Here is a 19,051-nt window from a genome sequence, read left to right as displayed (position 1 = left end):
CCAAGGTGCACACCCACCCGAGGATGGCTTCTACGGCATCCAGCCCAGCAACTGCTGCAGACGCTGGTGCGGGTCATCCAGCTGCAGCAGCTGCAACCGCTGCTGCTCGCTCAGCGGCAGCAGTTCGGCCAACCGCCAGCCGACCCAGCTGGCCTGGTCCAGCAGCGCCGGGGTGGCCGGCGCATAGGCCTCGCCTGCCTGTTCGATGATGTGCCCCAGCACCGTGGCCAGCAGCGCATGCTGCGGCCGCAGTTCGTCGTCAGGGTCCTGCTCGCACCAGCGCACGTCGGCCACCACCAGCCCGTTGTCGCGCACGCGGGTACGTTCGACGTGGAAGCGCCGCGTACCACGCAGGCGCAGCTGCAGCACGCCATCGGCGCCGACATCGAAATCTTCGATGCGCACCTGCACGCCGTAGGCCGCCGGCGTTGCCGGAGCCCCCACTTCCTGGCCGTCGAGGATCAGGCAGACGCCAAAGCCTTCGCCGCTGCGGCCGCAGTCGCGGACCAGATCCAGATAACGCCGCTCGAACACGCGCAGGCCCACCGCCGCCCCCGGTACCAGCGTGGTGTGCAGCGGAAACAGCGGCAGCGATCCGTCGGTGCTCATCGGGCCTGCAGCGCTGCCAGGAAGCGGCGCGGTGCGCCGTCGAAGCCGCCGTTGGACATGAACACCACATGGTCGCCGCGGCGTGCGCTCGATTGCAGCTGCGCCAGCAACGCGTCGGTATCCGGTACCGCATGGGCTTGGCCGCGTACCGCGGCGATCACCGCGGCCGCATCCCAGGCCAGTTCCGGGCGGTGCAGGAACACCACCTCGTCGGCCAGCGCCAGCGAAGGCGCCAGTGCCTGCGCATGCGCGCCCAACCGCATCGAATTGCTGCGCGGCTCCATCGCGACCACGATGCGTGCATCGCCGACCTTGGCACGCAGGCCTTCCAGCGTGGTGGCGATCGCGGTCGGGTGATGGGCGAAATCGTCGTAGACGGTGATGCCGTCATGGCTGCCGATCACTTCCATGCGCCGCTTGACGCTGCGGAAGCGTGCCAGCGCCGGAATCACCTCGGCCGGCGCCACGCCCACGGCATGTGCGGCGGCCAGCGCGGCCAGACCATTGAGCACGTTGTGGCGGCCCAGCAGCGACCACTGCACGTCACCCAATGCCTGCCCACGATGGTGCACGCGGAACGCGCTGCCATCGGCGGCCAGCAGTTCGGCATGCCATTCCAGCGACGGGTCGAAGCCGAAGCGCTCGACCGGAGTCCAGCAGCCCATCGCCAGCACCTCGGCCAGGTGCGGGTCCTCACCGTTGACGATCAGGCGGCCGCGCGCCGGCACCGTGCGCACCAGGTGATGGAACTGGCGCTGGATCGCGGCCACATCCGGGAAGATGTCGGCGTGGTCGTACTCAAGGTTGTTGAGGATGGCCACCAGCGGCCGGTAGTGCACGAACTTGCTGCGCTTGTCGAAGAAGGCGGTGTCGTATTCATCGGCCTCGACCACGAACTCGCGCCCCTGGCCCAGGCGTGCGGAAACGCCGAAGTCCTCGGCCACGCCGCCGATCAGGAAGCCCGGCGAACGCCCGGCGCTTTCCAGCAGCCAGGTGAGGATGGTGGTGGTGGTGGTCTTGCCGTGGGTGCCGGCCACGGCCAAGGTGTCGCGGCCCGGCAGCACCTGTTCGGACAGCCACTGCGCACCGGAAATATAGCGCTGGCCGGCGTCGAGCACCGCTTCCACGGCCGGATTGCCGCGCGACAGTGCGTTGCCGATCACCACCTCGTCGGTACCGGCCGGCACGCTGTCGGCGCGGTAGCCCTGGTCCAGGGTAATGCCCAGCTGCTCCAGCTGGGTCGACATCGGCGGATAGATGGCCTGGTCGCTGCCACTGACCGGATGGCCCAGTTCCCGCGCCAGGGCGGCCACGCCACCCATGAAGGTGCCGGCGATTGCAAGGATATGTACGCTGCTCATGACCGAGGATTGTGACCGATGACGGCTGTATAGGGCCAATGTCTGCTCAGGGGTAAGACAACCCCTACAACGGATGTGAGAAAACTCCAATCTTCTGTCAGGGAATTCCCGATAGCGATGTTCTGTGAACCCGGACACAATTCGAACTGCCAGCCGCAGTACCCGAACCGGTCCTACTCCCCAAGAGGCCATCCCCAAGGGAGCTCATGCTGCGGGGCCCTGAGCAAGCCCTTCGCTGGCGCCTATGAAACGACACAGGCCTGATCCTCGCGGACCAGGCCTGTGTTTTTTGCGCCCGAGGGGCCGGCAGCGTGTGCCGACCCGACCGGATCAGGCCTTGATCGCCGCCAGGATGCGGGCTTCGATCTCGTCCAGTTCGCCCACGCCATCGACGCGGGCCAGGGTGCCACGGCCGGCGTAGAAATCGACCACCGGGGCGGTCTGGTCGTTGTAGACCTGCAGGCGCTGGCGCACCGATTCCGGATTGTCGTCCGCGCGGCCCTGCTCCTTGGCGCGACCGGCGATGCGGTCAACCAGCAGCTCGGTGGCCACGTCCAGCTGCACCACCGCGTCCAGCGGCTGGCCGATCTTGGCCAGCAGGCCGTCCATCGCATTGGCCTGGGCCACATTGCGCGGGTAGCCATCGAGGATGAAGCCCTTGGCGACATCGGCCTGGGTCAGGCGCGACTCCAGCATGCCCAGCAGGATGTCATCCGACACCAGGTTGCCGGCATCCATCACCGTCTTGGCCTGCTTGCCCAGCTCCGTGCCCGCGGCGATTTCCGCGCGCAGCATGTCACCGGTCGAAATGTGGGCGATCCCCAGCTTTTCCTTCAGGCGCGTCGCCTGTGTCCCCTTGCCCGAACCGGGCGGTCCCAACAGAACCAATCGCATTGACCTGACTCCAACGTGTTGAAAACAAAGAAGGTTCGCGCCCCGGACGGACCGGTATCGCTGCACCGCAATAGCGCCACTTTACCGCATCCGGGTAATGTCCCTGCAATGTCCCCTCCCCCGAGCAGGTAGAAGCATGCGCAACGGTACTCTCCTCTACGCCCAGTCTGGCGGTGTCACCGCGGTCATCAACGCCACCGCGGCGGCAGTGATCGAGCAGGCCCGGGCCAAGGGCATCAAGGTGCTGGCCGCCCGCAACGGCATCCTCGGCGCCCTGCGCGAGGAGCTGATCGACACCAGCAGGGAGAGCGCTGCGGCGATCCGCGCCCTCGCCCATACCCCCGGCGGTGCGTTCGGCTCGTGCCGGGTCAAGCTGAAATCGCTGGACGCCGACCGCGCCCGCTACGACCGCCTGCTGGAGGTGCTGCGCGCGCATGACGTGCGCTGGTTCCTCTACAACGGCGGCAACGACTCGGCCGACACCGCGCTGAAGGTCTCGCAGCTGGCCAAGGCCTCCGGCTACGACCTGACCTGCATCGGCGTGCCCAAGACCATCGACAACGACCTGGCGGTGACCGATACCTGCCCCGGCTTCGGCTCGGCGGCCAAGTACACGGCCGTGTCGGTGCGTGAGGCGGCGCTGGATGTGGCGGCGATGGCCGAAACCTCCACCCGCGTCTTCATCTACGAGGCGATGGGCCGCCACGCCGGCTGGCTGGCCGCGGCCGCCGGCCTGGCCGGCAATGGCGACGACGAAGCCCCGCACATCATCCTGCTGCCCGAGCGCGCCTACGACGAGGCGGTATTCCTGGCCAAGGTGAAGGCGGTGGTCGAGCGCGTCGGCTACTGCGTGGTGGTGGCCTCGGAAGGCATTGCTACTGCCGATGGCCGTTTCGTCGCCGACGCCGGCGGCGGCAAGGACTCGTTCGGCCACTCGCAGCTGGGTGGCGTAGCCGCGCACCTGGCCGGCCGGGTCAAGGATCAGCTGGGCCTGAAGGTGCATTGGGCCCTGCCCGATTACCTGCAACGCTCGGCCCGCCACCTGGCCAGCAAGACCGACTGGGAGCAGGCGCAGGCGGTGGGCAAGGCCGCCGTGCAGCTGGCGCTGAAGGGCCAAAACGGGGTGATGCCGGTGATCGTGCGCAGCAGTGATGCACCGTACCGCTGGAAGATCGAAGCGGCGCCGCTGTCGAAGATCGCCAACCACGAGAAGAAGATGCCGGCCGGCTTCATCCGCCGCGATGGCTTTGGCATCACCGCCAAGGCCCGCGCCTACCTCTCACCGCTGATCAAGGGCGAAGCCCCGCTGCCCTATGGCGCCGACGGCCTGCCCAAGTACGTCACGCTGAAGAACGTGGCAGTGAAGCAGAAGCTGCCACCGTTCGAGGGCTGACCCGAAAAAGGGGACGGAGGGGATTAAGTCGTATCTGCCCTCTGTCCCTCTTCTGCGTCAGCAAAGCGTCGAATACGACTTAATCCCCTCCGTCCCCTTTTCATCGAGGAGCATCATGGCACTGCGTGTTGTTCGACTCGGTACGCCGCGCGCCGCTGGCGAGGGCCTGCGCATCGGCACGGTGCGGCGGCCGCCGCGTGGCGTGCCGCGCAGCGAGTTCGCCCGGCAGGACTGGTACGACGTCTGGTTCCCGACCCTGTCACCCAGCGCGGAACTGGTGAAGCAGGCGCAGGCGGCGCAGAGCGCGGCCCAGTGGAACGCCTTCTTCCGCCACTACAAGGCGGAAATGAAGATGCCGGCTGCGGCCCACGCGCTGGACCTGTTGGCCGCACTGTCGCAGCACAGCGACATCAGTGTGGGGTGCTACTGTGAGGATGAGGCGCACTGCCACCGCAAGGCGCTGCGCGAGCTGCTGGTCGCACGTGGGGCGACGCTGGTCGAATGATGGCAGGGCCGCCGGCCAGCGGCCGGCACTCCCCGGCGCCGTGACCGATGGTCACAGTAGATCCACGCCATGCGTGGATGCGCGGCACTGCGTCACGTCAGTAGATCCACGCCATGCGTGGATGCGCGCTGCCGGACGGCCTTAATTGCAGGCCTTGCCTTCCATCTGCAACTGCGCGGCGAACATTGTCACCTTCGGGATCTGGCCGGACGCGGCCTGCTTCTTTGCTTCTTCCAGGTAGATCCGCGACTGGCCCTGGCCGTCCAGGGCCTGGCTGTTGTTCACCGGCAGGCGCCAGACGCGCACCACGGCCTGCTGTGCCGGGCACGCGGCGTTGGGCACACGGATCACGTCATTGAGTTTCCAGCCCTTGTCGGCGCTCGGCTGCGCCTTGGCGTAGTCAACGAAGCGTGCGCGCGGCTGGCACTGTTCACTGGTGCGCACGGCAGAGAAGCGGTACGGCTCGGCGGCCTGGCCGGTGAATGCCCCTTCCAGGCGTGCGCAGGCCTCGGGAATCTGCCGCAGGGTGTGCACCGCGCCCACCGCCTGCGGTGCACCGACGGCACGTTGCAGTTCCGGGGTCTCCGCAGCCAGTGCCGGTACGGCCGGGACCAGGGCGGCAAGCATCAACAGGGACAGGCGCATGGAGATTCTCCTACAGGACTGTGCGCAGGCTTGCAGAGATTGGCTTAACGGGGTGCAAAGGGCGTCGTCACGATTGGCAGGAATGAGCAGTCGAGCAAGCTCGACTCTACGGGGCGGTGAACGCATACTGCAGCCACCAGGGAATGCTGAACACCGCCATACGTCGGACGACCGCCAAGGTCGGTACGGGTTGGTTCCAGGCTGCAGCCCGTCGTCCCCCTCGTGGTGCCGTTCATCGCCACTGGATGCCTACATCCATTCTGCGGAGGGGTCTAATGCTGGAACGTCACGGGCTGTCACTGGCGCTGGGCTGCGCCATCCTCGCAATCCTGTTCGGAATCGTCTCGGCGCGCTGGATCCTGCGCCAACCCACCGGCAATGAACGCATGGTCGCCATCGCCACCGCGATCCAGGAAGGTGCGCGTGCCTACCTCAACCGCCAGTACCTGACCATCGGCGTGGCCGGCGTGGTGCTGTTCGTGCTGGTCGGCATCTTCCTGAGCTGGTACACCGCGATTGGTTTTGCGGTCGGCGCGGTGCTGTCCGGTGCGGCCGGCTACATCGGCATGAATGTCTCGGTACGCGCCAACGTGCGCACCGCCGAGGCCGCGCGCAACGGCATCAGCGCGGCAATGGACGTGGCGTTCCGCGGCGGCGCGATCACCGGCATGCTGGTGGTCGGGCTGGGCCTGCTGGGCGTGGCCGGTTACTACGCGCTGCTGCTGCGCATGGGCCTGCCGATGGAACAGGCACTGCATGCGCTGGTCGGGCTGGCCTTCGGTTCATCGTTGATCTCGATCTTCGCGCGTCTGGGCGGTGGCATCTTCACCAAGGGCGCCGATGTGGGCGCCGACCTGGTCGGCAAGGTCGAAGCCGGCATTCCCGAGGATGATCCACGCAATCCTGCGGTGATCGCCGACAACGTCGGTGACAACGTCGGCGACTGCGCCGGCATGGCCGCCGATCTGTTCGAGACCTATGCGGTCACCGTCATCGCAACGATGCTGCTGGGCAGCCTGATGCTGGCCGAAGCCGGCGCCAATGCGGTGCTGTATCCGCTGGTGCTGGGCGGGGTGTCGATCATCGCCTCGATCATCGGCGCGCTGTTCGTCAAGGTGGGCGAACCGGGTAGTGGCCGGGGCAGCTCGATCATGGGCGCGCTGTACAAGGGCGTGATCGTCTCCGGCGTGCTGGCCGCGATCGCGTTCTACCCGATCACCACCGGACTGATGAGCGACAACGTGCACGGGCCGATGGCGCTGTACGGCTGCGCGCTGATCGGCCTGGTGCTGACCGGCCTGATCGTGTGGATCACCGAGTACTACACCGGCACCCAGTACAAGCCGGTGCAGCACGTGGCGCAGGCCTCGACCACCGGCCACGGCACCAACATCATCGCCGGCCTCGGCATCTCGATGAAGTCCACCGCGCTGCCGGTGGTGGCGGTGTGCGCGGCGATCTGGGGTGCATTCGCGCTGGGTGGCCTGTACGGCATCGCCATCGCCGCCACCGCGATGCTGTCGATGGCCGGCATGATCGTCGCCCTGGATGCGTATGGGCCGATCACCGACAACGCCGGTGGCATCGCCGAGATGGCCGAGCTGCCCTCGGAGATCCGCGATATCACCGACCCGCTCGATGCGGTGGGCAACACCACCAAGGCGGTCACCAAGGGCTATGCCATCGGCTCGGCGGCGCTGGCCGCGCTGGTGCTGTTCGCCGACTACACCCACAACCTGCAGGCCGCGCACCCGGGCCAGGAGTTCCGCTTCGACCTCAGCGACCATACGGTGATCATCGGCCTGCTGATCGGCGGCCTGATTCCCTACCTGTTCGGTGCGATGGCGATGGAAGCGGTCGGCCGCGCCGCCGGTGCGGTGGTGGAGGAAGTGCGCCGCCAGTTCCGCGAGATCCCCGGCATCATGCAGGGCACAGGCAAGCCGCAGTACGACAAGGCGGTGGACATGCTGACGCGCTCGGCGATCCGCGAAATGATCGTGCCCTCGCTGCTGCCGGTGGCGGTGCCGGTGGTGGTCGGCCTGCTGCTGGGGCCACGCGCACTCGGCGGCCTGCTGATCGGCACCATCGTCACCGGCTTGTTCGTGGCCATTTCGATGACCACCGGCGGCGGTGCCTGGGACAACGCCAAGAAGTACATCGAAGATGGCCACTTCGGCGGCAAGGGCAGCGAGGCGCACAAGGCCGCGGTGACCGGCGATACCGTGGGTGATCCGTACAAGGACACCGCCGGCCCGGCGATCAACCCGCTGATCAAGATCATCAACATCGTGGCGCTGCTGCTGGTGCCGCTGCTGTAATCCACGCCACGCGTGGATGGCGGCTCCGATGGGGTCTGATCCCTTTCCTGCGGAAAGGGATCAGACCCCTCCGTCAATCACCGGCCGCGCAGGAAAAACGACACCGGCACCATCACTTCCACCGGGTCGCCGGCCACTTCGGCCGGCGGCGCCGGCACCGGGTTGGCGCGCTGCACGGTGTCCAGCGTCTCCTGGTCAAGCAGCGCGAAGCCGCTGCTGCGGCCCAGCGTCAAAGCGGAGACCGCGCCATCCCGCGCCACCGCGAAGCGCACGTAGACCACACCCTGCTGGCGCAGTCGCTCGGCCTGGCGCGGATAGCGCCGGTGCTTCTGCAGATGCCCCAGCAGGCGGCCTTCCCAGGTCGCCTCGGCGCGGCTGCGCTCGCCGGCGGTGGTCTGCGGCGCGGTATAGCGCGTAGCCGCATCGGCGGCGACCTGCGGCGGTGCGCTGGTCTGCGCGACATTGGCCTCGGCGGTGTCCGGCGAAGGCGCCGGCTCAGGCGTACGCGGCGGCGCCAGCTCACCCTGTGGCTGCACCGGCACCCTGGGTTGTTCGCGTGGTGCCGGCGTGGGTGCCTGCCGCTGCTGTTGCTGCTGCAGCGGCCCGGTCGCCACCTCGCGCGGCGGTACCGGCGGCGCCTGTGCCATCGGTGCCAACTCCAGCATCAATGCAGCGGGCGGCGCGGCCGCAGCCGGCGCAGGCGCGCGTGCCGCCCACCAGCATGCCGCACCAATCAACAGCGCATGCACCAGCAGCACGATCGCCAGGCTGGTCGCCCAGCGCCGCAGTCCGCTCATCGTGTGCCCTGCTCCAGGCCGACCAGCGCCACCTTCAGGTAGCCGGCAGCGCGCAGCGCATCCAACGTGGCCATCAGCTCACCGTAAGGCACGCGGGTATCGGCGCGCAGGAACAGGCGCTGTGCGGTGTCGCCATGGGTAGCGGCCTGCAACGCCGCCGCCAGCCCGTCGCCCGCTACCGCCTGCTCGCCCACGCGCAGCGACAGATCGGCCTGCACGGTCACATACACCGGCGCCTGCTCCGGCGGCGAGGCGCTGGCACTGCTGGCCGGCAGCTGCACCGGCACCGACACGGTGGCCAGCGGCGCGGCCACCATGAAGATGATCAACAGCACCAGCATCACGTCGATGAAGGGCGTGACATTGATCTCGTGCGCTTCTTCGGGAGCATCGTCGCGGTCGGAGGCGGTCCTGATCGCCATCGTCGCGCCTCAGTGCACCGCGCGCAGCGGTGCCGCTGCGTTACGCGGAACGGCACGATCAAGATCGCGCGAGACCAGCTGCTGTACCGCGGCCGACAGGTCGCCGAGCAGGCCACGCAGACCGGCCAGCACGCGGCTGAAGTGGTTGTAGACCAGCACCGCCGGAATCGCTGCGACCAGGCCCAGCGCGGTCGCCAGCAGGGCTTCGGCAATGCCCGGCGCGACCACCGCAAGGTTGGTGGTGTTGCTGTGGGCAATGCCGATGAAGCTGTTCATGATGCCCCACACCGTGCCGAACAGGCCGACGAACGGGGCCACCGCACCGATGCTGGCGAGCACGCCGATGCCGCGCCGCTGTATGCGTGCGGTTTCCAGTTCGATGCGATCCAGCCGCGACGCCACGCGTTCCTTGATGCCCTCGCAACTGTCCAGCCCCTGCGACAGTCGCAGTTCGCTACGCGCAGCCTCCAGCATCGCCAGCGCGCTGCCCTGCTGCAGGCTTTCCGCTTCGCTCTGTACCGGCAACTGTGCGGACTGCAGCAACAGCGCGCGCGCCGCACGCAACTGCCGCGCCTGCCGGGCCAGTTCCCAGCCCTTGGCCAGCAGCACGGTCCAGGTGGCCAGCGATGCCAGCGCGAGGGCGATCATCACCGCCTTCACCACCACGTCGGCGGCCAGGTACATGCCCCACGGGGTCAGTGCGGGGGCGGCCACGGGGGCCAGGTCAGCAGGCAGCATCATCTCGGGTTCCATCAGCATCAGGGGATGCGCCACGGCGACGGGCCGCGCGCGCATCGTTGAGATCGTCCACTTCCACCAGCGGCGTGGCTTCAACGCGCGGTGCAGGGCGACTGAGCACATAGCCGGCGCTGACCGCGAAGAACAGGCCCACGCCCAGCAGCAGGCGCCACGACGGATGCGCGCCCCAGCAGAACAAAGCGAAGCCCACCGCCATGCCGGCGCTGGCGAACGCCTTGCCCTTGCGCGACACCGCGCCCTGTTCGCGCCACAGCCGCAGCGACGGGCCGTAGCGCGGATGCGCGAGCAGGCGCTGCTCGAACTTCGGCGAACTGCGCGCGAAGCAGCCCACGGCCAGGATCAGGAAGATCGTGGTGGGCATCACCGGCAGCAGTGCGCCGATCACGCCGAGGCCGACCATCACCCAGCCCAGTGCGAACCAGAGCCAGCGCATCAGCGGCACGCCTGCACGCGACGGGCGTGCATCAGTCGAACTCGACTTCAACGTGACCGTGCACACTGCGGAAGGCGGCATCGGCGGCCTCGATCACCTGCTGCTCCTGCCCGGCGTCCAGCGGCACGGCATCCAGCGCGGCGGTGAACTCACGCCAGTGGCGTGCGGCCCCATCCGGATGGGCAGCCAGGTGGCGGGCACCGAAATCGCGATCCAGGCCGAGCTTGTTGGCCATCTTGTACAGCACGGTGCCGCCAAGATTGGAGCCTTCGGCCACGTACAACCAACCCAGGGCGGCCGGCAACGGCAGGTCGGTGGGCAGGGCGGTGATATCCGCGCCCGGCACGGTCTGCTCCAGGTCCTGCAGGTCGCGCGCGACCTGGGTCAGGCGACGGCGCTCGGCCAGGTCCGGCAGCAGGGCATCCAGTGCCGGGTTGGCATACAGCGCGTCGATGCTGCGGTGGAAGCGGTACTGCACGCGCAGGAAACGGGCGAAGTTGCTGCGGTCGGCGAAGATATCGCCGGCCATGATGCGCTTGTCCAGCGCACCGTGGCTGTCGCGGGTGGCGGCCTTGAGCCGCAGGCTGCGGCTGTCTTCGGGAGCGATATGTGCGTTCATGGGGGAATGCCAGGAGGGTCGTCCTGCTGTAGACGTTCCGCGTGGGGCTTTCCCCAAGGCCGTGTGCGCCGATAATGGGCACACCCCTTCTTCCGCCAGGAACCGATGATGATCACCACCGAACCGCGCATGACCAACCTGTTCCTGCAGCTGGGCCTGGATGCCAGTGCCGAGGGCATCGCCCGTTTCATCGGCGAACACCAGCTGGCCACCGATGTGGAGGTGGTCGAGGCCCCCTACTGGAACGATGCCCAGCGCCAGTTCCTGTCTGAATCGCTGCAGGCCGATGCGGCGTGGAGCACCGTGGTCGATGAACTGAACGAGGCGCTGCACGAGGCTGCGGTGAAGGCCGCGACCGGGTTGTGACCTGATGGGGTCAGAGCCCTTTCCGGTGGAAAGGGATCCGACCCCGCAGGCATATCGCCCGTCAGACCCGATGGGGTCAGAGCCCTTTCCTGAGGAAAGGGATCCGACCCCGTTGGTCAGTACTTCCAGGTCAACGCCAGGCGCGCGGTGCGGCCCGGTGCCGGCATCACGCCCAGGGCGAGCGGGTCCAGGTAGTAGCGGTCGGTCAGGTTGTCCACGCCCGCTTCCACCGACCACTGGTCGTTGAAGTTCCAGCTGGCGAACAGGTCAACCAGCGTGTTCGGACGGTACAGCTGCTGGATCGCCGACAGGCCGACGTTCCACTCCTTGTCCAGCTTGCTGATCGGGCCGGCGTTGTGGATCACCCGGGTCCCGAAGGTCAGGCGCTCGTCGAACAGACGCGAGCCCAGGGTCAGGTTGACCATGTAACGCGGCGGGTTCTGCGTGTTGGTGTACGAGCCCTCGAAGCCACCATCCACGCAGTCCGGCGTGCCGGCCAGCTCCGCGTTCTTGCGCTGCACGCCATAGGCGCGACGCTCGGCGGCGATGTCCGGCGCGCAGGTCTTGGCCTTGAAGTAGTAGTGCGCGGACAGATCGGCGAACACCTTGCCGCTGTCATAGCTGGACTGGAACTCCATGCCCGAGACCTTGAACTGGTCGACGTTGCGGATCAGGCCGGCCGACAGCGTGCGGTAGTCGCGGGTGATCAGGTCGTCGATGCGGGTATCGAAATACGCCAGCTTCAACGCCAGGCGATCGCCGGCAGTGAACAGGTCATAACGGATGGTGCTGGCACCGATTTCCCAGCTGCGCGCACGCTCCGGCTTCAGCTCGCCGACCGGCTTGGCGGCGGTGAACAGGCCCAGCGTGGTCTCGAACAGGCTCGGCAGCTTGGTGCCTTCGGCGTACTTCACGTAGACCATGGTGTCTTCGCTGAAGCGGTAGGCGACGCTCGCGGTCGGCGAGAAGGCGTTGTCGCGGCGCCGGATCGGCTGCGACCAGGTCCAGCTGACCGGCACTTCCAGGTCCTGCGGTTTGCCGGCGTCGTAGAAGTTCCAACCGGTGATGTCACCGACCGTGCCCTTCTTGTACGGCGACGCCAGCAGCGATTCCTGGGTGAAGTTGCCGTTGGCGTCCGGGTACCAGTTCAGCAGCGCGATGCGCTTGGCACGCCACGACGGCAGCGCCGGGTTGCCGTTGAGCAGTTCGGTGTAGCGGTACTGGCCCTGCACCTCGTAGGCATCCGGCGTCGCCAGGCGGTTGCGGTCATGCACATCCACCCGGTTCCAGCGGCCACCGGCCAGCAGCTCCCAGTGCTCGTCGGGCTGCCACTTCAACGACGCCACCGCGCTGTATTCCTTGCGCTCGGCGTTGCGCAGGAAACGGTTGTTGACCAGATCATCGTGCATGATCGGGCCGGAACTGCCGGGTGCGATGTCCTCGTCGCTGTAGGACAGGCCGTAGTCCAGCGTGAACGCACCGGCACGGGTATCGAACCGCGAGGTGTTGCTGGCATCCACGCCGAAGCGCTTCTGCCGCAGCGGGTTGCGGTAGGCGTCCTTGTAGCCGGGGTCGCCACTGAAGGCGGGGGCGTCGTACCACTCGGTGCGGCGGTCGAAGTACCACGGGGTGATGCCGGTGAGGCTGTTGTACATCACGCTGTCGGCATCGGTGTACCAGGCATTGACGCGCAGATCGACCCACTCACTGTCCGGATTGAAGCGGTAGCGCAGGCTGTAGCTGTCCATGTCGACATGGCCGGGATCCCACTGCGGGATGCGGTCGCGGTCGACGCGGATGATCTGCGAGGCCATGATCTCGCCGGCCGTGCCTTCATAGCGGCGATAGCCCGCTTCCAGGGTCTGCGCGTCATCGATGCGCCAGGTGCCCTTGAGCAGCGTCGACTTCGAGCGCGAGGAGGTGTTGAACACTTCGGTGCGCGGCGGATTCAGTGGCGCCAGCGTGCGCCGCGTCTGCGGGAAGTCGTCGTAGCCGTGCTTGCCCGAGAAATAGTTGCCGTTATCGCGGTAGGCGTAGGCAGCCACCAGATCGAAACGGTCCCAATGCCCGGCGCCGGCCACGTTGAAGAACTGGCTGCCGGTGGCGCTGCGATCGCTGCGCGGCGCGGCACTGTAGGCCGGCAGGTTGTTGGCACTGGCGTTGGCCAGGCCACCGCGCACGCGCACGCCGAAATCGCGGCCTTCGCGCAGCACGTCACCCACCTTGAGCGTTTCCATCTCCACGACACCCCCGATGCCGCCGGAGGCGTTGGCCTGCAGGCTCGGGCCCTTGGTGATGGTCAGGCTGGAGATCAGGTCCGGATCGAGGTAGCTGCGCTGGGATTGGCCGGCATAGCCGCGATAGGTATCCATGCTGGACTGGCCGCCGTCGATGATCACCGGTACGCGGCTTTGGCCCTGGATGCCACGGATGTTGACGTCGAAGCCGTTGCCCACGCGCGGATCGCCGGCGGTGACACCGGCCACGCCCTTGATGATGTCGCCGTTGGAGGTGCCGCGGAAACGCTCCAGCTGCGTGCGGTTGAGCGTGGTGGTGGAACCGACGCTGCGGTAGCTGTCGAGCAGGCGTGCCTCGTCGCTGCCACCCTCGCTGTCGACGCGGTCGCCGGCCACGCTCAGCGTGTCGGTGACGATCACGCCACTGTCGGCCTGCGCCGGGGCGGCCGCTTCCAGGGTGACCGCGTCTGCGCTGACCCGGCGCACCGCCAGGCCACTCCCCTGCAGCAGCTGCTGCAGCGCCGCGCTGGCCGACAGGCTGCCACTGACTGCCCGCGAGGTCACGCCTGCGGCCAGGGTGGCCGGATATACGACCTGCACGCCGGACTGGCGCATGTAGCTGCGCAGCGCCTCATCCAGCGGCTGCGCCGGAATCTCGAAACGCTGCACGGCAGCGTGCTCGCCGGTAGCGCTCTGCGCCCACACCAACGGCGCGGCGCTGGCGAGGCCGGCGGCCAGCAGGGCAATGCACAGGCGGGACGGGCGCAGCGCGCGGCCCGGACGGGAAGAATCGAACATGGGGGAACCTGTCAGGTAATCGGTGCCGCGGGCGCGGCGTCATCCGCAACACAGGCGGACACGGCGACGTACGTGGCGGCGGCGGGTACGTTCGCGGGGTAAGACGGGTGGACCGGCCAGAACCCCAAGAGGAATTTCCGATCGCGGTGGGTGCCGACCGTTGGTCGGCCGCATGTAGCGGTGGGTGCCGACCGTTGGTCGGCACAATGGGATCACCGCGATGATCATCCACGCATGGCGTGGATCTAGCGGACGATGGCGACACCGAACGGCAAGCGGGTGACCTGCAACCCTGCGGTTGCCGCCAGCGCATCCAGCGCCTGCTCCGGCCGATCGATGCGCAGCGCGGCACTCACCGCCGGCAGCCGCGACAGATCGCCGCGCACGAAGGTCGGGCCGGCACGGTAGCGGCCGACCTGTTGCACAGCGTCGGCGACACTGGCCTGCTCCAGCAGCAGCTCGCCCTGCCGCCACGCACCCACGCTGTCAGCCGCCACGTCGGCCAGGCGCGTCACTGCGCTGTGCTCGCCATAGGCCGCACGCTGGCCCGCCTTCAGATAGGTCCAGCCGCCATCGGCCGGGCTGGCCACGCGCACCCTGCCCTGCCCGACCTGGGTTTCCACCCGATCATCGCCACGGGCCACGCTGAAGGCGGTGGAAATGTCTTCAACCACGCCGTTGCCGGCCTGCACGCTGAATCGCCGCTGCGCATCCGGACTGACCTCGAACCAGACACGACCGCGCAGCAGCTCCACCTGCCGCGCACCTGCATCGAAGCGCACGGCGATCGCGCTGTCGGCATCGAGTACCGCGCGGCTGCCGTCGGGCAGCTGCACGCTCTGTACGACGTGCGTGCTGCGATGGTCGGCCTGCAGGCGCAACCAGGCTTCCGGCCAGGCCACCAGCATCGCCAGCGCGGCCGCCGCCGCCATCGCCCAGCGCAGGCGTTGCGGCCGACGCCGCACGGGGGCCGCCCGCGGGCGCGGGCCGACACTGCGCCACAGCGCGCGTTCGTGCTCGAACGCATGGCGATGGCCCGGCTGCGCCAGCCACAGCTCGAACGCCTGCATGCGCGCATCGGACAGGTCACCCGAGGCCAGCCACGCAATCCACTCCCGGGCCTGTTCGGCCAGGACATCATCATTGGCGGCGGGCAGCGTGTTCGGCGGGCTCATCGGCTGGCGGACAGGCGCATTCAAGCGCGGGCGGGAGAACTAGACCGCATCCACGGTCCAGTGATCAAGACGTTTCAGCGAGGCCCAGCCCCAAGCCGGGGCGATCATCGACCGCTGCGTGCCCACGCCAGTCGTTGCAGCGCGGTGCGTACATGGTTTTCGATCGTGGTCACCGACACACCCAGGCGGCGTGCGATCTCGGCCTGGGTCAGGCCCTGCAGGCGGTTGAGCCGGAAGATCGTGCGGGTGGGTTCGGGCAGATGGCTGGCGGCATCCAGCACACGCTGCAGCTCGTCCTGGGCCATGGCCTGCTCCTCGGTCGAGATCACCTCGTCCGGCCCCCACAGGTAGTGGTCGGCCAGCAGGCGATTGCGCCGGGTCGATTCGCGGCCGTGGTCGGTGGCCAGGTTGGCGGCCAGCCGGTACAGATAGGCGCGGGGGTTGTCGATGGCCTGGCTGTCGTCGACCCCGCGGGCCTTGAACCAGACCGCCTGGATCACGTCTTCGGCGCCGTTGTCGCCACCGAGGATACGCTGCACGCGGCGCAGCAGCGCCGGCCGCTCGCGGATCAGCAGTTCGGTGAGGGTGACGGCATTGGAGGACATGCGCGGAGCCGGGGACGGACGGGAGGCGCCGCGCATGCTACTCCGTTAATGCGAATCAGTCACGTTTGCATTGACGCCACGGGCACTACAGGCAATCGACCAGCGCGTCGTATGTGTTCTGCCCGGTGCCCGGCAACGGCGCATGCAGGGCGTCGTCCGCCGAACCCGCTTCCCACACCTCCAGCAGCTGGCTCAGCGCGGTTCCGGGCGCCACCGGCAGCACGCAGGCATAGCTGCCCAGATCGACGTCGATCCGGCCGATGTTGCGCACCCAGGTATCGCTGCCGGCGAAGGTCCAGACGCAGCTCCCGACCACGCCGGTATCGCGCTGCACCGAGCAGCGCAGGCGCATCGCCCACAGGTTGTAGTACTGCCCTTCGCAGAAGGTGTCGCCGCACACATTGTCGAAGCCGCGCACCAGGCGCCGCTCGGCGGCCAGGAAGCGCTCATGGCCCATGGCGGAGGTGGGGTAATCACGCGCGTCCACGAACGCAGGACCCGCCTGCGCGGCACCGGCGATCAGAAGCAGCATCGCGACCCGCAGGATTGATTCGAGGATGATCCGCATCAGCCTGCCCTCCCCTGCGAACGCAGGCAGCCGGGCAGTACCTCGAACAGCCCGAGGTCGAGGCCGGGCAGCGGTTCGGTCAGGCCGCCAGGGGCCTCCAGCGCGGCATGGAACGCCTCGACGGGCACGCCGGGCTGCAATGCCAACTGGCAGGTCCAGCGCCCGTTGTCGACCTGCACCTGCCCGCTGTCGGCGTTCACCGAAAGCTCGCTGGCGGCGATCACCCAGACGCAGCGCTGCACGGTGCCCCGGTGGGCCAGCACGGCGCAGCGGAATTCCATTACCCGGTAGTTGCTGTAGTCGCCTTCGCACCAGGTATCGGCGCAGATCGCGTTGAACTCGCGTGTCAGGGCCGCTTCCAGACCGTAGGCCCGGTCCCAGTTGGCCTCCGGCTGCGGGTAGTCGATCAGGTCCACATGTGGCCCGCGTGCCAGGCCGGGCAACGGGACAAGCAGTGCGATGGCGGCACAGCACAAGGTCTTCCAGCGCATGACAGGACTCCTTGGGGATGAGTCATCAGCCTGCGCCGCGCTACCCGGCATCCCCATCGGGAAAGCCCCTGCCGACCGGTGGTCCAGCACCGCGACGGGCGGTGGGTACACTGCCCCTGCACGGCGCCCGGCAAAGGCATAAAATGGGGGGCTATCCGTCTATATCCCCACCTGGAGCACACCATGGGTCTGGAACTCGTCTCGCCCGGCAAGAACCCGCCGGAAGAAATCAACGTCATCATCGAGATCCCGAAGGACTCGGAGCCGGTGAAGTACGAAGTGGACAAGGAAACCGGCGCGATCTTCGTCGACCGCATCCTGTCCACCCCGATGCGCTACCCGTGCAACTACGGCTATGTGCCGAGCACCCTGTGCGGCGACGGTGATCCGGCCGACGTGCTGGTGGTGCTGCCGCTGCCGCTGGTGCCGGGTTCGGTGGTGCGCTGCCGTCCGGTCGGCGTGCTGAAGATGAGCGACGAGGCCGGCAGCGACGAGAAGATCCTGGCGGTGCCGGTGTCGAAGATCTTCAGTGGCTACGCCCACGTCGAAGACATCGCCCAGGTCTCGAGCCACTGGCTGGAGCGCATCGGCCACTTCTTCGAGCACTACAAGGACCTGGAAAAGGGCAAGTGGGTGAAGCTCGATGGTTGGGGCGGCGCCGCCGAGGCCAAGCAGATCCTGGTCGAGGCGCACCAGCGCCATCTGGACAGCAAGGCCTGAGCCTGAACCGGATCGCTCCGGCAGGCCCTGCCGGAGCGATGCGGGTCACGTTTCATGACGACGGCACATCACTCTTGCCGCCGTATTAGGTAAATTGCGTCACTTCACACGTCGTCGACATCCATCGTCGAGACAGCCAGGGGAATGTGTCGTGCGTATTCTGCTTGTAGGGGATGCAGCCAGCCTGCCGGCTGAGCTGACCGAATTCATTGCCGATCTTGGGGAAGACTGGCAACCGCTGACCGCCACCGATGGCCACAGCGCGATGAGCGTGGTGGCTGCGCAGGGCGTGGACGCGGTGATCGTCTGTCCGCAGCTGCCCGATCTCAATGCCACCACGCTGCTGGGCCAGATCCGGACCTTGCGCCCGGAAACCATCCGCATCGCGCTGATCGATGCCCAGCACGGCAACCGGCCACCGCCGGCACGCCTGATCGGCGTCGCCCACCGCTTCCTGCCGCTGCCACTGGCGCCGGAAGTACTGCTGGAAGCACTGACCAGCCTGGAAGAGCTGCGCGAAGTGCTGGACAGCCCGCGCCTGCGCGATGCCATCGGCCGCATCGAGAAGCTGCCCTCGCCGCCGCACCTGTACCTGAGCCTGACCCAGGCGCTGGAACATGACGACGATGCCGACAGCGCTGACGTGGCCAAGCTGGTCGCTGCCGATCCGGCGATCGCGGCCAAGGTGCTGCAGCTGTCCAATTCGGCGTTCTTCAGCCAGGGCCGCACCATCGCCGACCTGCGTACCGCAGTGACCCGCCTGGGCCTGTCCACCCTGCGCGACCTGGTCCTGGCCAGCGAAGTATTCTCGGCACCGACGCTGTCGGCGGCCGAGCGCAACTCGCTGCAGCAGCGTGCCCTGCTCGCCTCGCGGCTGGCGGCACGGTTGCTGCCCGAATCCAGCGCCGAGCTGGGCGCGACCGCCGCGCTGCTGGCCGACATCGGCCTGCTGCTGCCGGGCGTGCGCAACGAGCGCAGCGAACCCTCGCTGGCCGGCGATACCCGCCCCGGACACGCCGAGGCTGGCGCCTACCTGCTGGGCCTGTGGGGCCTGCCGATGCCGATCATCGAAGCGGTGGCATTCCATCTGCAGCCGCAGCGCGCCAACACGCGCAGCTTCTGGGTGACCGGCGCGGTGCACGTGGCGCTGGCGCTGGTCAACGGCGATCCGGTGGATGAGGACTACCTGCAGCGCGCAGGTGTACTGAACCGGCTGCCACAGTGGCGCGAGCATGCCAACGCGCTGATGGGCCTGGTGCCCAGCGACGCCTGAGCGGCGGCCCAACCGGCACGGACAATCGCAGGGCGCATCCATCGGGTGCGCCCTTTTTTGTGG

Annotated in this window: 20 protein-coding genes; 6 read left to right on the top strand and 14 right to left on the bottom strand. The window is 67.9% G+C overall.

The features are described 5' to 3' along the window. Positions 1 to 30: 30 nt before the first annotated feature. The 3 genes from C9412_RS10795 to C9412_RS10785 form a co-directional block, all read right to left on the bottom strand. Complete coding sequence (locus tag C9412_RS10795) at positions 31 to 609, bottom strand: LON peptidase substrate-binding domain-containing protein (protein WP_107231622.1); 579 nt, start codon at positions 607 to 609, stop codon at positions 31 to 33. Continuing rightward, positions 606 to 1,970 (bottom strand): UDP-N-acetylmuramate:L-alanyl-gamma-D-glutamyl-meso-diaminopimelate ligase, encoded by a 1,365-nt coding sequence (gene mpl / locus C9412_RS10790; protein ID WP_107231621.1) that lies wholly within the window; start codon positions 1,968 to 1,970, stop codon positions 606 to 608. The genes C9412_RS10795 and mpl overlap by 4 nt, the downstream gene beginning before the upstream one ends. Positions 1,971 to 2,300: 330 nt before the next feature. Beyond that, positions 2,301 to 2,864, bottom strand: a complete 564-nt coding sequence (locus tag C9412_RS10785; protein WP_107231620.1) for an adenylate kinase — start codon at positions 2,862 to 2,864, stop codon at positions 2,301 to 2,303. Between the two features lie 136 nt (positions 2,865 to 3,000). On the opposite strand from C9412_RS10785, the gene C9412_RS10780 reads away from it, so the two are divergent. Continuing rightward, complete coding sequence (locus C9412_RS10780) at positions 3,001 to 4,257, top strand: 6-phosphofructokinase (protein WP_107231619.1); 1,257 nt, start codon at positions 3,001 to 3,003, stop codon at positions 4,255 to 4,257. 115 nt (positions 4,258 to 4,372) lie between these two features. Continuing rightward, positions 4,373 to 4,762: a DUF488 family protein gene (locus tag C9412_RS10775; RefSeq protein WP_107231618.1), complete on the top strand. Its 390-nt coding sequence runs from the start codon at positions 4,373 to 4,375 to the stop codon at positions 4,760 to 4,762. Positions 4,763 to 4,903: 141 nt separating this feature from the next. Here C9412_RS10775 and C9412_RS10770 read toward each other — a convergent pair whose 3' ends face one another. Then, entirely contained in the window at positions 4,904 to 5,407 is a 504-nt protein-coding gene (locus C9412_RS10770; protein WP_107231617.1) for a hypothetical protein, read from the bottom strand. A gap of 275 nt (positions 5,408 to 5,682) precedes the next feature. On the opposite strand from C9412_RS10770, the gene C9412_RS10765 reads away from it, so the two are divergent. Beyond that, positions 5,683 to 7,725 carry a sodium-translocating pyrophosphatase gene (locus tag C9412_RS10765; protein ID WP_107231616.1) on the top strand — a complete coding sequence of 681 codons (2,043 nt, stop codon included), beginning with the start codon at positions 5,683 to 5,685 and terminating at the stop codon, positions 7,723 to 7,725. Between the two features lie 77 nt (positions 7,726 to 7,802). Here the strand turns inward: C9412_RS10765 and C9412_RS10760 are convergent, their stop codons facing one another. From C9412_RS10760 to C9412_RS10740, 5 genes are read right to left on the bottom strand one after another with little or no spacing between them, the layout of a single operon-like run. Further along, a complete protein-coding gene (locus tag C9412_RS10760; protein ID WP_107231615.1) occupies positions 7,803 to 8,522 on the bottom strand; it encodes an energy transducer TonB in 720 nt (239 codons plus the stop codon). Continuing rightward, positions 8,519 to 8,944, bottom strand: coding sequence for a TonB system transport protein ExbD (gene exbD / locus C9412_RS10755; RefSeq protein WP_107231614.1), 426 nt, complete (start codon positions 8,942 to 8,944; stop codon positions 8,519 to 8,521). The genes C9412_RS10760 and exbD overlap by 4 nt, the downstream gene beginning before the upstream one ends. Positions 8,945 to 8,953: 9 nt before the next feature. Next, positions 8,954 to 9,682: a tonB-system energizer ExbB gene (gene exbB / locus C9412_RS10750; RefSeq protein ID WP_107231823.1), complete on the bottom strand. Its 729-nt coding sequence runs from the start codon at positions 9,680 to 9,682 to the stop codon at positions 8,954 to 8,956. Further along, the gene (locus C9412_RS10745) at positions 9,669 to 10,136 is read right to left on the bottom strand and encodes a YbaN family protein (protein ID WP_107231613.1); all 468 of its coding nucleotides are present in this window, start codon (positions 10,134 to 10,136) and stop codon (positions 9,669 to 9,671) included. The genes exbB and C9412_RS10745 overlap by 14 nt, the downstream gene beginning before the upstream one ends. Before the next feature lie 31 nt (positions 10,137 to 10,167). Beyond that, positions 10,168 to 10,755 carry a biliverdin-producing heme oxygenase gene (locus C9412_RS10740; protein WP_107231612.1) on the bottom strand — a complete coding sequence of 196 codons (588 nt, stop codon included), beginning with the start codon at positions 10,753 to 10,755 and terminating at the stop codon, positions 10,168 to 10,170. A 108-nt stretch (positions 10,756 to 10,863) separates the two neighbouring features. On the opposite strand from C9412_RS10740, the gene C9412_RS10735 reads away from it, so the two are divergent. Continuing rightward, complete coding sequence (locus C9412_RS10735) at positions 10,864 to 11,121, top strand: DUF2789 domain-containing protein (RefSeq protein WP_107231611.1); 258 nt, start codon at positions 10,864 to 10,866, stop codon at positions 11,119 to 11,121. A 116-nt stretch (positions 11,122 to 11,237) separates the two neighbouring features. Here C9412_RS10735 and C9412_RS10730 read toward each other — a convergent pair whose 3' ends face one another. The 5 genes from C9412_RS10730 to C9412_RS10710 form a co-directional block, all read right to left on the bottom strand. After that, positions 11,238 to 14,156 carry a TonB-dependent receptor gene (locus tag C9412_RS10730; protein ID WP_107231610.1) on the bottom strand — a complete coding sequence of 973 codons (2,919 nt, stop codon included), beginning with the start codon at positions 14,154 to 14,156 and terminating at the stop codon, positions 11,238 to 11,240. A 245-nt stretch (positions 14,157 to 14,401) separates the two neighbouring features. Continuing rightward, a complete protein-coding gene (locus C9412_RS10725; protein WP_107231609.1) occupies positions 14,402 to 15,331 on the bottom strand; it encodes a FecR domain-containing protein in 930 nt (309 codons plus the stop codon). A 104-nt stretch (positions 15,332 to 15,435) separates the two neighbouring features. After that, on the bottom strand, positions 15,436 to 15,936 hold the full coding sequence (locus C9412_RS10720) for an RNA polymerase sigma factor (RefSeq protein WP_107231608.1): 501 nt from the start codon (positions 15,934 to 15,936) through the stop codon (positions 15,436 to 15,438). Positions 15,937 to 16,021: 85 nt separating this feature from the next. Beyond that, positions 16,022 to 16,504: a hypothetical protein gene (locus tag C9412_RS10715; RefSeq protein WP_107231607.1), complete on the bottom strand. Its 483-nt coding sequence runs from the start codon at positions 16,502 to 16,504 to the stop codon at positions 16,022 to 16,024. Then, positions 16,504 to 16,995: a hypothetical protein gene (locus C9412_RS10710; protein WP_107231606.1), complete on the bottom strand. Its 492-nt coding sequence runs from the start codon at positions 16,993 to 16,995 to the stop codon at positions 16,504 to 16,506. The genes C9412_RS10715 and C9412_RS10710 overlap by 1 nt, the downstream gene beginning before the upstream one ends. 183 nt (positions 16,996 to 17,178) lie before the next feature. Here C9412_RS10710 and ppa point away from each other — a divergent pair, with 183 nt between their 5' ends. Further along, complete coding sequence (gene ppa / locus C9412_RS10705) at positions 17,179 to 17,715, top strand: inorganic diphosphatase (protein ID WP_057497596.1); 537 nt, start codon at positions 17,179 to 17,181, stop codon at positions 17,713 to 17,715. Between the two features lie 151 nt (positions 17,716 to 17,866). Then, the gene (locus C9412_RS10700; protein ID WP_107231605.1) at positions 17,867 to 18,988 is read left to right on the top strand and encodes an HDOD domain-containing protein; all 1,122 of its coding nucleotides are present in this window, start codon (positions 17,867 to 17,869) and stop codon (positions 18,986 to 18,988) included. The last annotated feature ends 63 nt before the right edge of the window (positions 18,989 to 19,051 follow it).

The organism is Stenotrophomonas sp. Nf1 (genome assembly GCF_003028475.1).
Lineage (GTDB): Bacteria > Pseudomonadota > Gammaproteobacteria > Xanthomonadales > Xanthomonadaceae > Stenotrophomonas.
The sequence above is the reverse complement of the archived record's forward strand: the minus strand, read 5'-3'. Positions and strand labels throughout refer to the sequence as shown.

What these genes read in the sequence shown, in the direction of transcription:
- C9412_RS10795 (WP_107231622.1), bottom strand. Translation starts at nt 609, where the DNA reads ATGAGCACCGACGGATCGCTGCCGCTGTTTCCGCTGCACACCACGCTG.
- mpl (WP_107231621.1), bottom strand. Translation starts at nt 1,970, where the DNA reads ATGAGCAGCGTACATATCCTTGCAATCGCCGGCACCTTCATGGGTGGC.
- C9412_RS10785 (WP_107231620.1), bottom strand. Translation starts at nt 2,864, where the DNA reads ATGCGATTGGTTCTGTTGGGACCGCCCGGTTCGGGCAAGGGGACACAG.
- C9412_RS10780 (WP_107231619.1), top strand. Translation starts at nt 3,001, where the DNA reads ATGCGCAACGGTACTCTCCTCTACGCCCAGTCTGGCGGTGTCACCGCG.
- C9412_RS10775 (WP_107231618.1), top strand. Translation starts at nt 4,373, where the DNA reads ATGGCACTGCGTGTTGTTCGACTCGGTACGCCGCGCGCCGCTGGCGAG.
- C9412_RS10770 (WP_107231617.1), bottom strand. Translation starts at nt 5,407, where the DNA reads ATGCGCCTGTCCCTGTTGATGCTTGCCGCCCTGGTCCCGGCCGTACCG.
- C9412_RS10765 (WP_107231616.1), top strand. Translation starts at nt 5,683, where the DNA reads ATGCTGGAACGTCACGGGCTGTCACTGGCGCTGGGCTGCGCCATCCTC.
- C9412_RS10760 (WP_107231615.1), bottom strand. Translation starts at nt 8,522, where the DNA reads ATGAGCGGACTGCGGCGCTGGGCGACCAGCCTGGCGATCGTGCTGCTG.
- exbD (WP_107231614.1), bottom strand. Translation starts at nt 8,944, where the DNA reads ATGGCGATCAGGACCGCCTCCGACCGCGACGATGCTCCCGAAGAAGCG.
- exbB (WP_107231823.1), bottom strand. Translation starts at nt 9,682, where the DNA reads ATGCTGCCTGCTGACCTGGCCCCCGTGGCCGCCCCCGCACTGACCCCG.
- C9412_RS10745 (WP_107231613.1), bottom strand. Translation starts at nt 10,136, where the DNA reads ATGCGCTGGCTCTGGTTCGCACTGGGCTGGGTGATGGTCGGCCTCGGC.
- C9412_RS10740 (WP_107231612.1), bottom strand. Translation starts at nt 10,755, where the DNA reads ATGAACGCACATATCGCTCCCGAAGACAGCCGCAGCCTGCGGCTCAAG.
- C9412_RS10735 (WP_107231611.1), top strand. Translation starts at nt 10,864, where the DNA reads ATGATCACCACCGAACCGCGCATGACCAACCTGTTCCTGCAGCTGGGC.
- C9412_RS10730 (WP_107231610.1), bottom strand. Translation starts at nt 14,156, where the DNA reads ATGTTCGATTCTTCCCGTCCGGGCCGCGCGCTGCGCCCGTCCCGCCTG.
- C9412_RS10725 (WP_107231609.1), bottom strand. Translation starts at nt 15,331, where the DNA reads ATGAGCCCGCCGAACACGCTGCCCGCCGCCAATGATGATGTCCTGGCC.
- C9412_RS10720 (WP_107231608.1), bottom strand. Translation starts at nt 15,936, where the DNA reads ATGTCCTCCAATGCCGTCACCCTCACCGAACTGCTGATCCGCGAGCGG.
- C9412_RS10715 (WP_107231607.1), bottom strand. Translation starts at nt 16,504, where the DNA reads ATGCGGATCATCCTCGAATCAATCCTGCGGGTCGCGATGCTGCTTCTG.
- C9412_RS10710 (WP_107231606.1), bottom strand. Translation starts at nt 16,995, where the DNA reads ATGCGCTGGAAGACCTTGTGCTGTGCCGCCATCGCACTGCTTGTCCCG.
- ppa (WP_057497596.1), top strand. Translation starts at nt 17,179, where the DNA reads ATGGGTCTGGAACTCGTCTCGCCCGGCAAGAACCCGCCGGAAGAAATC.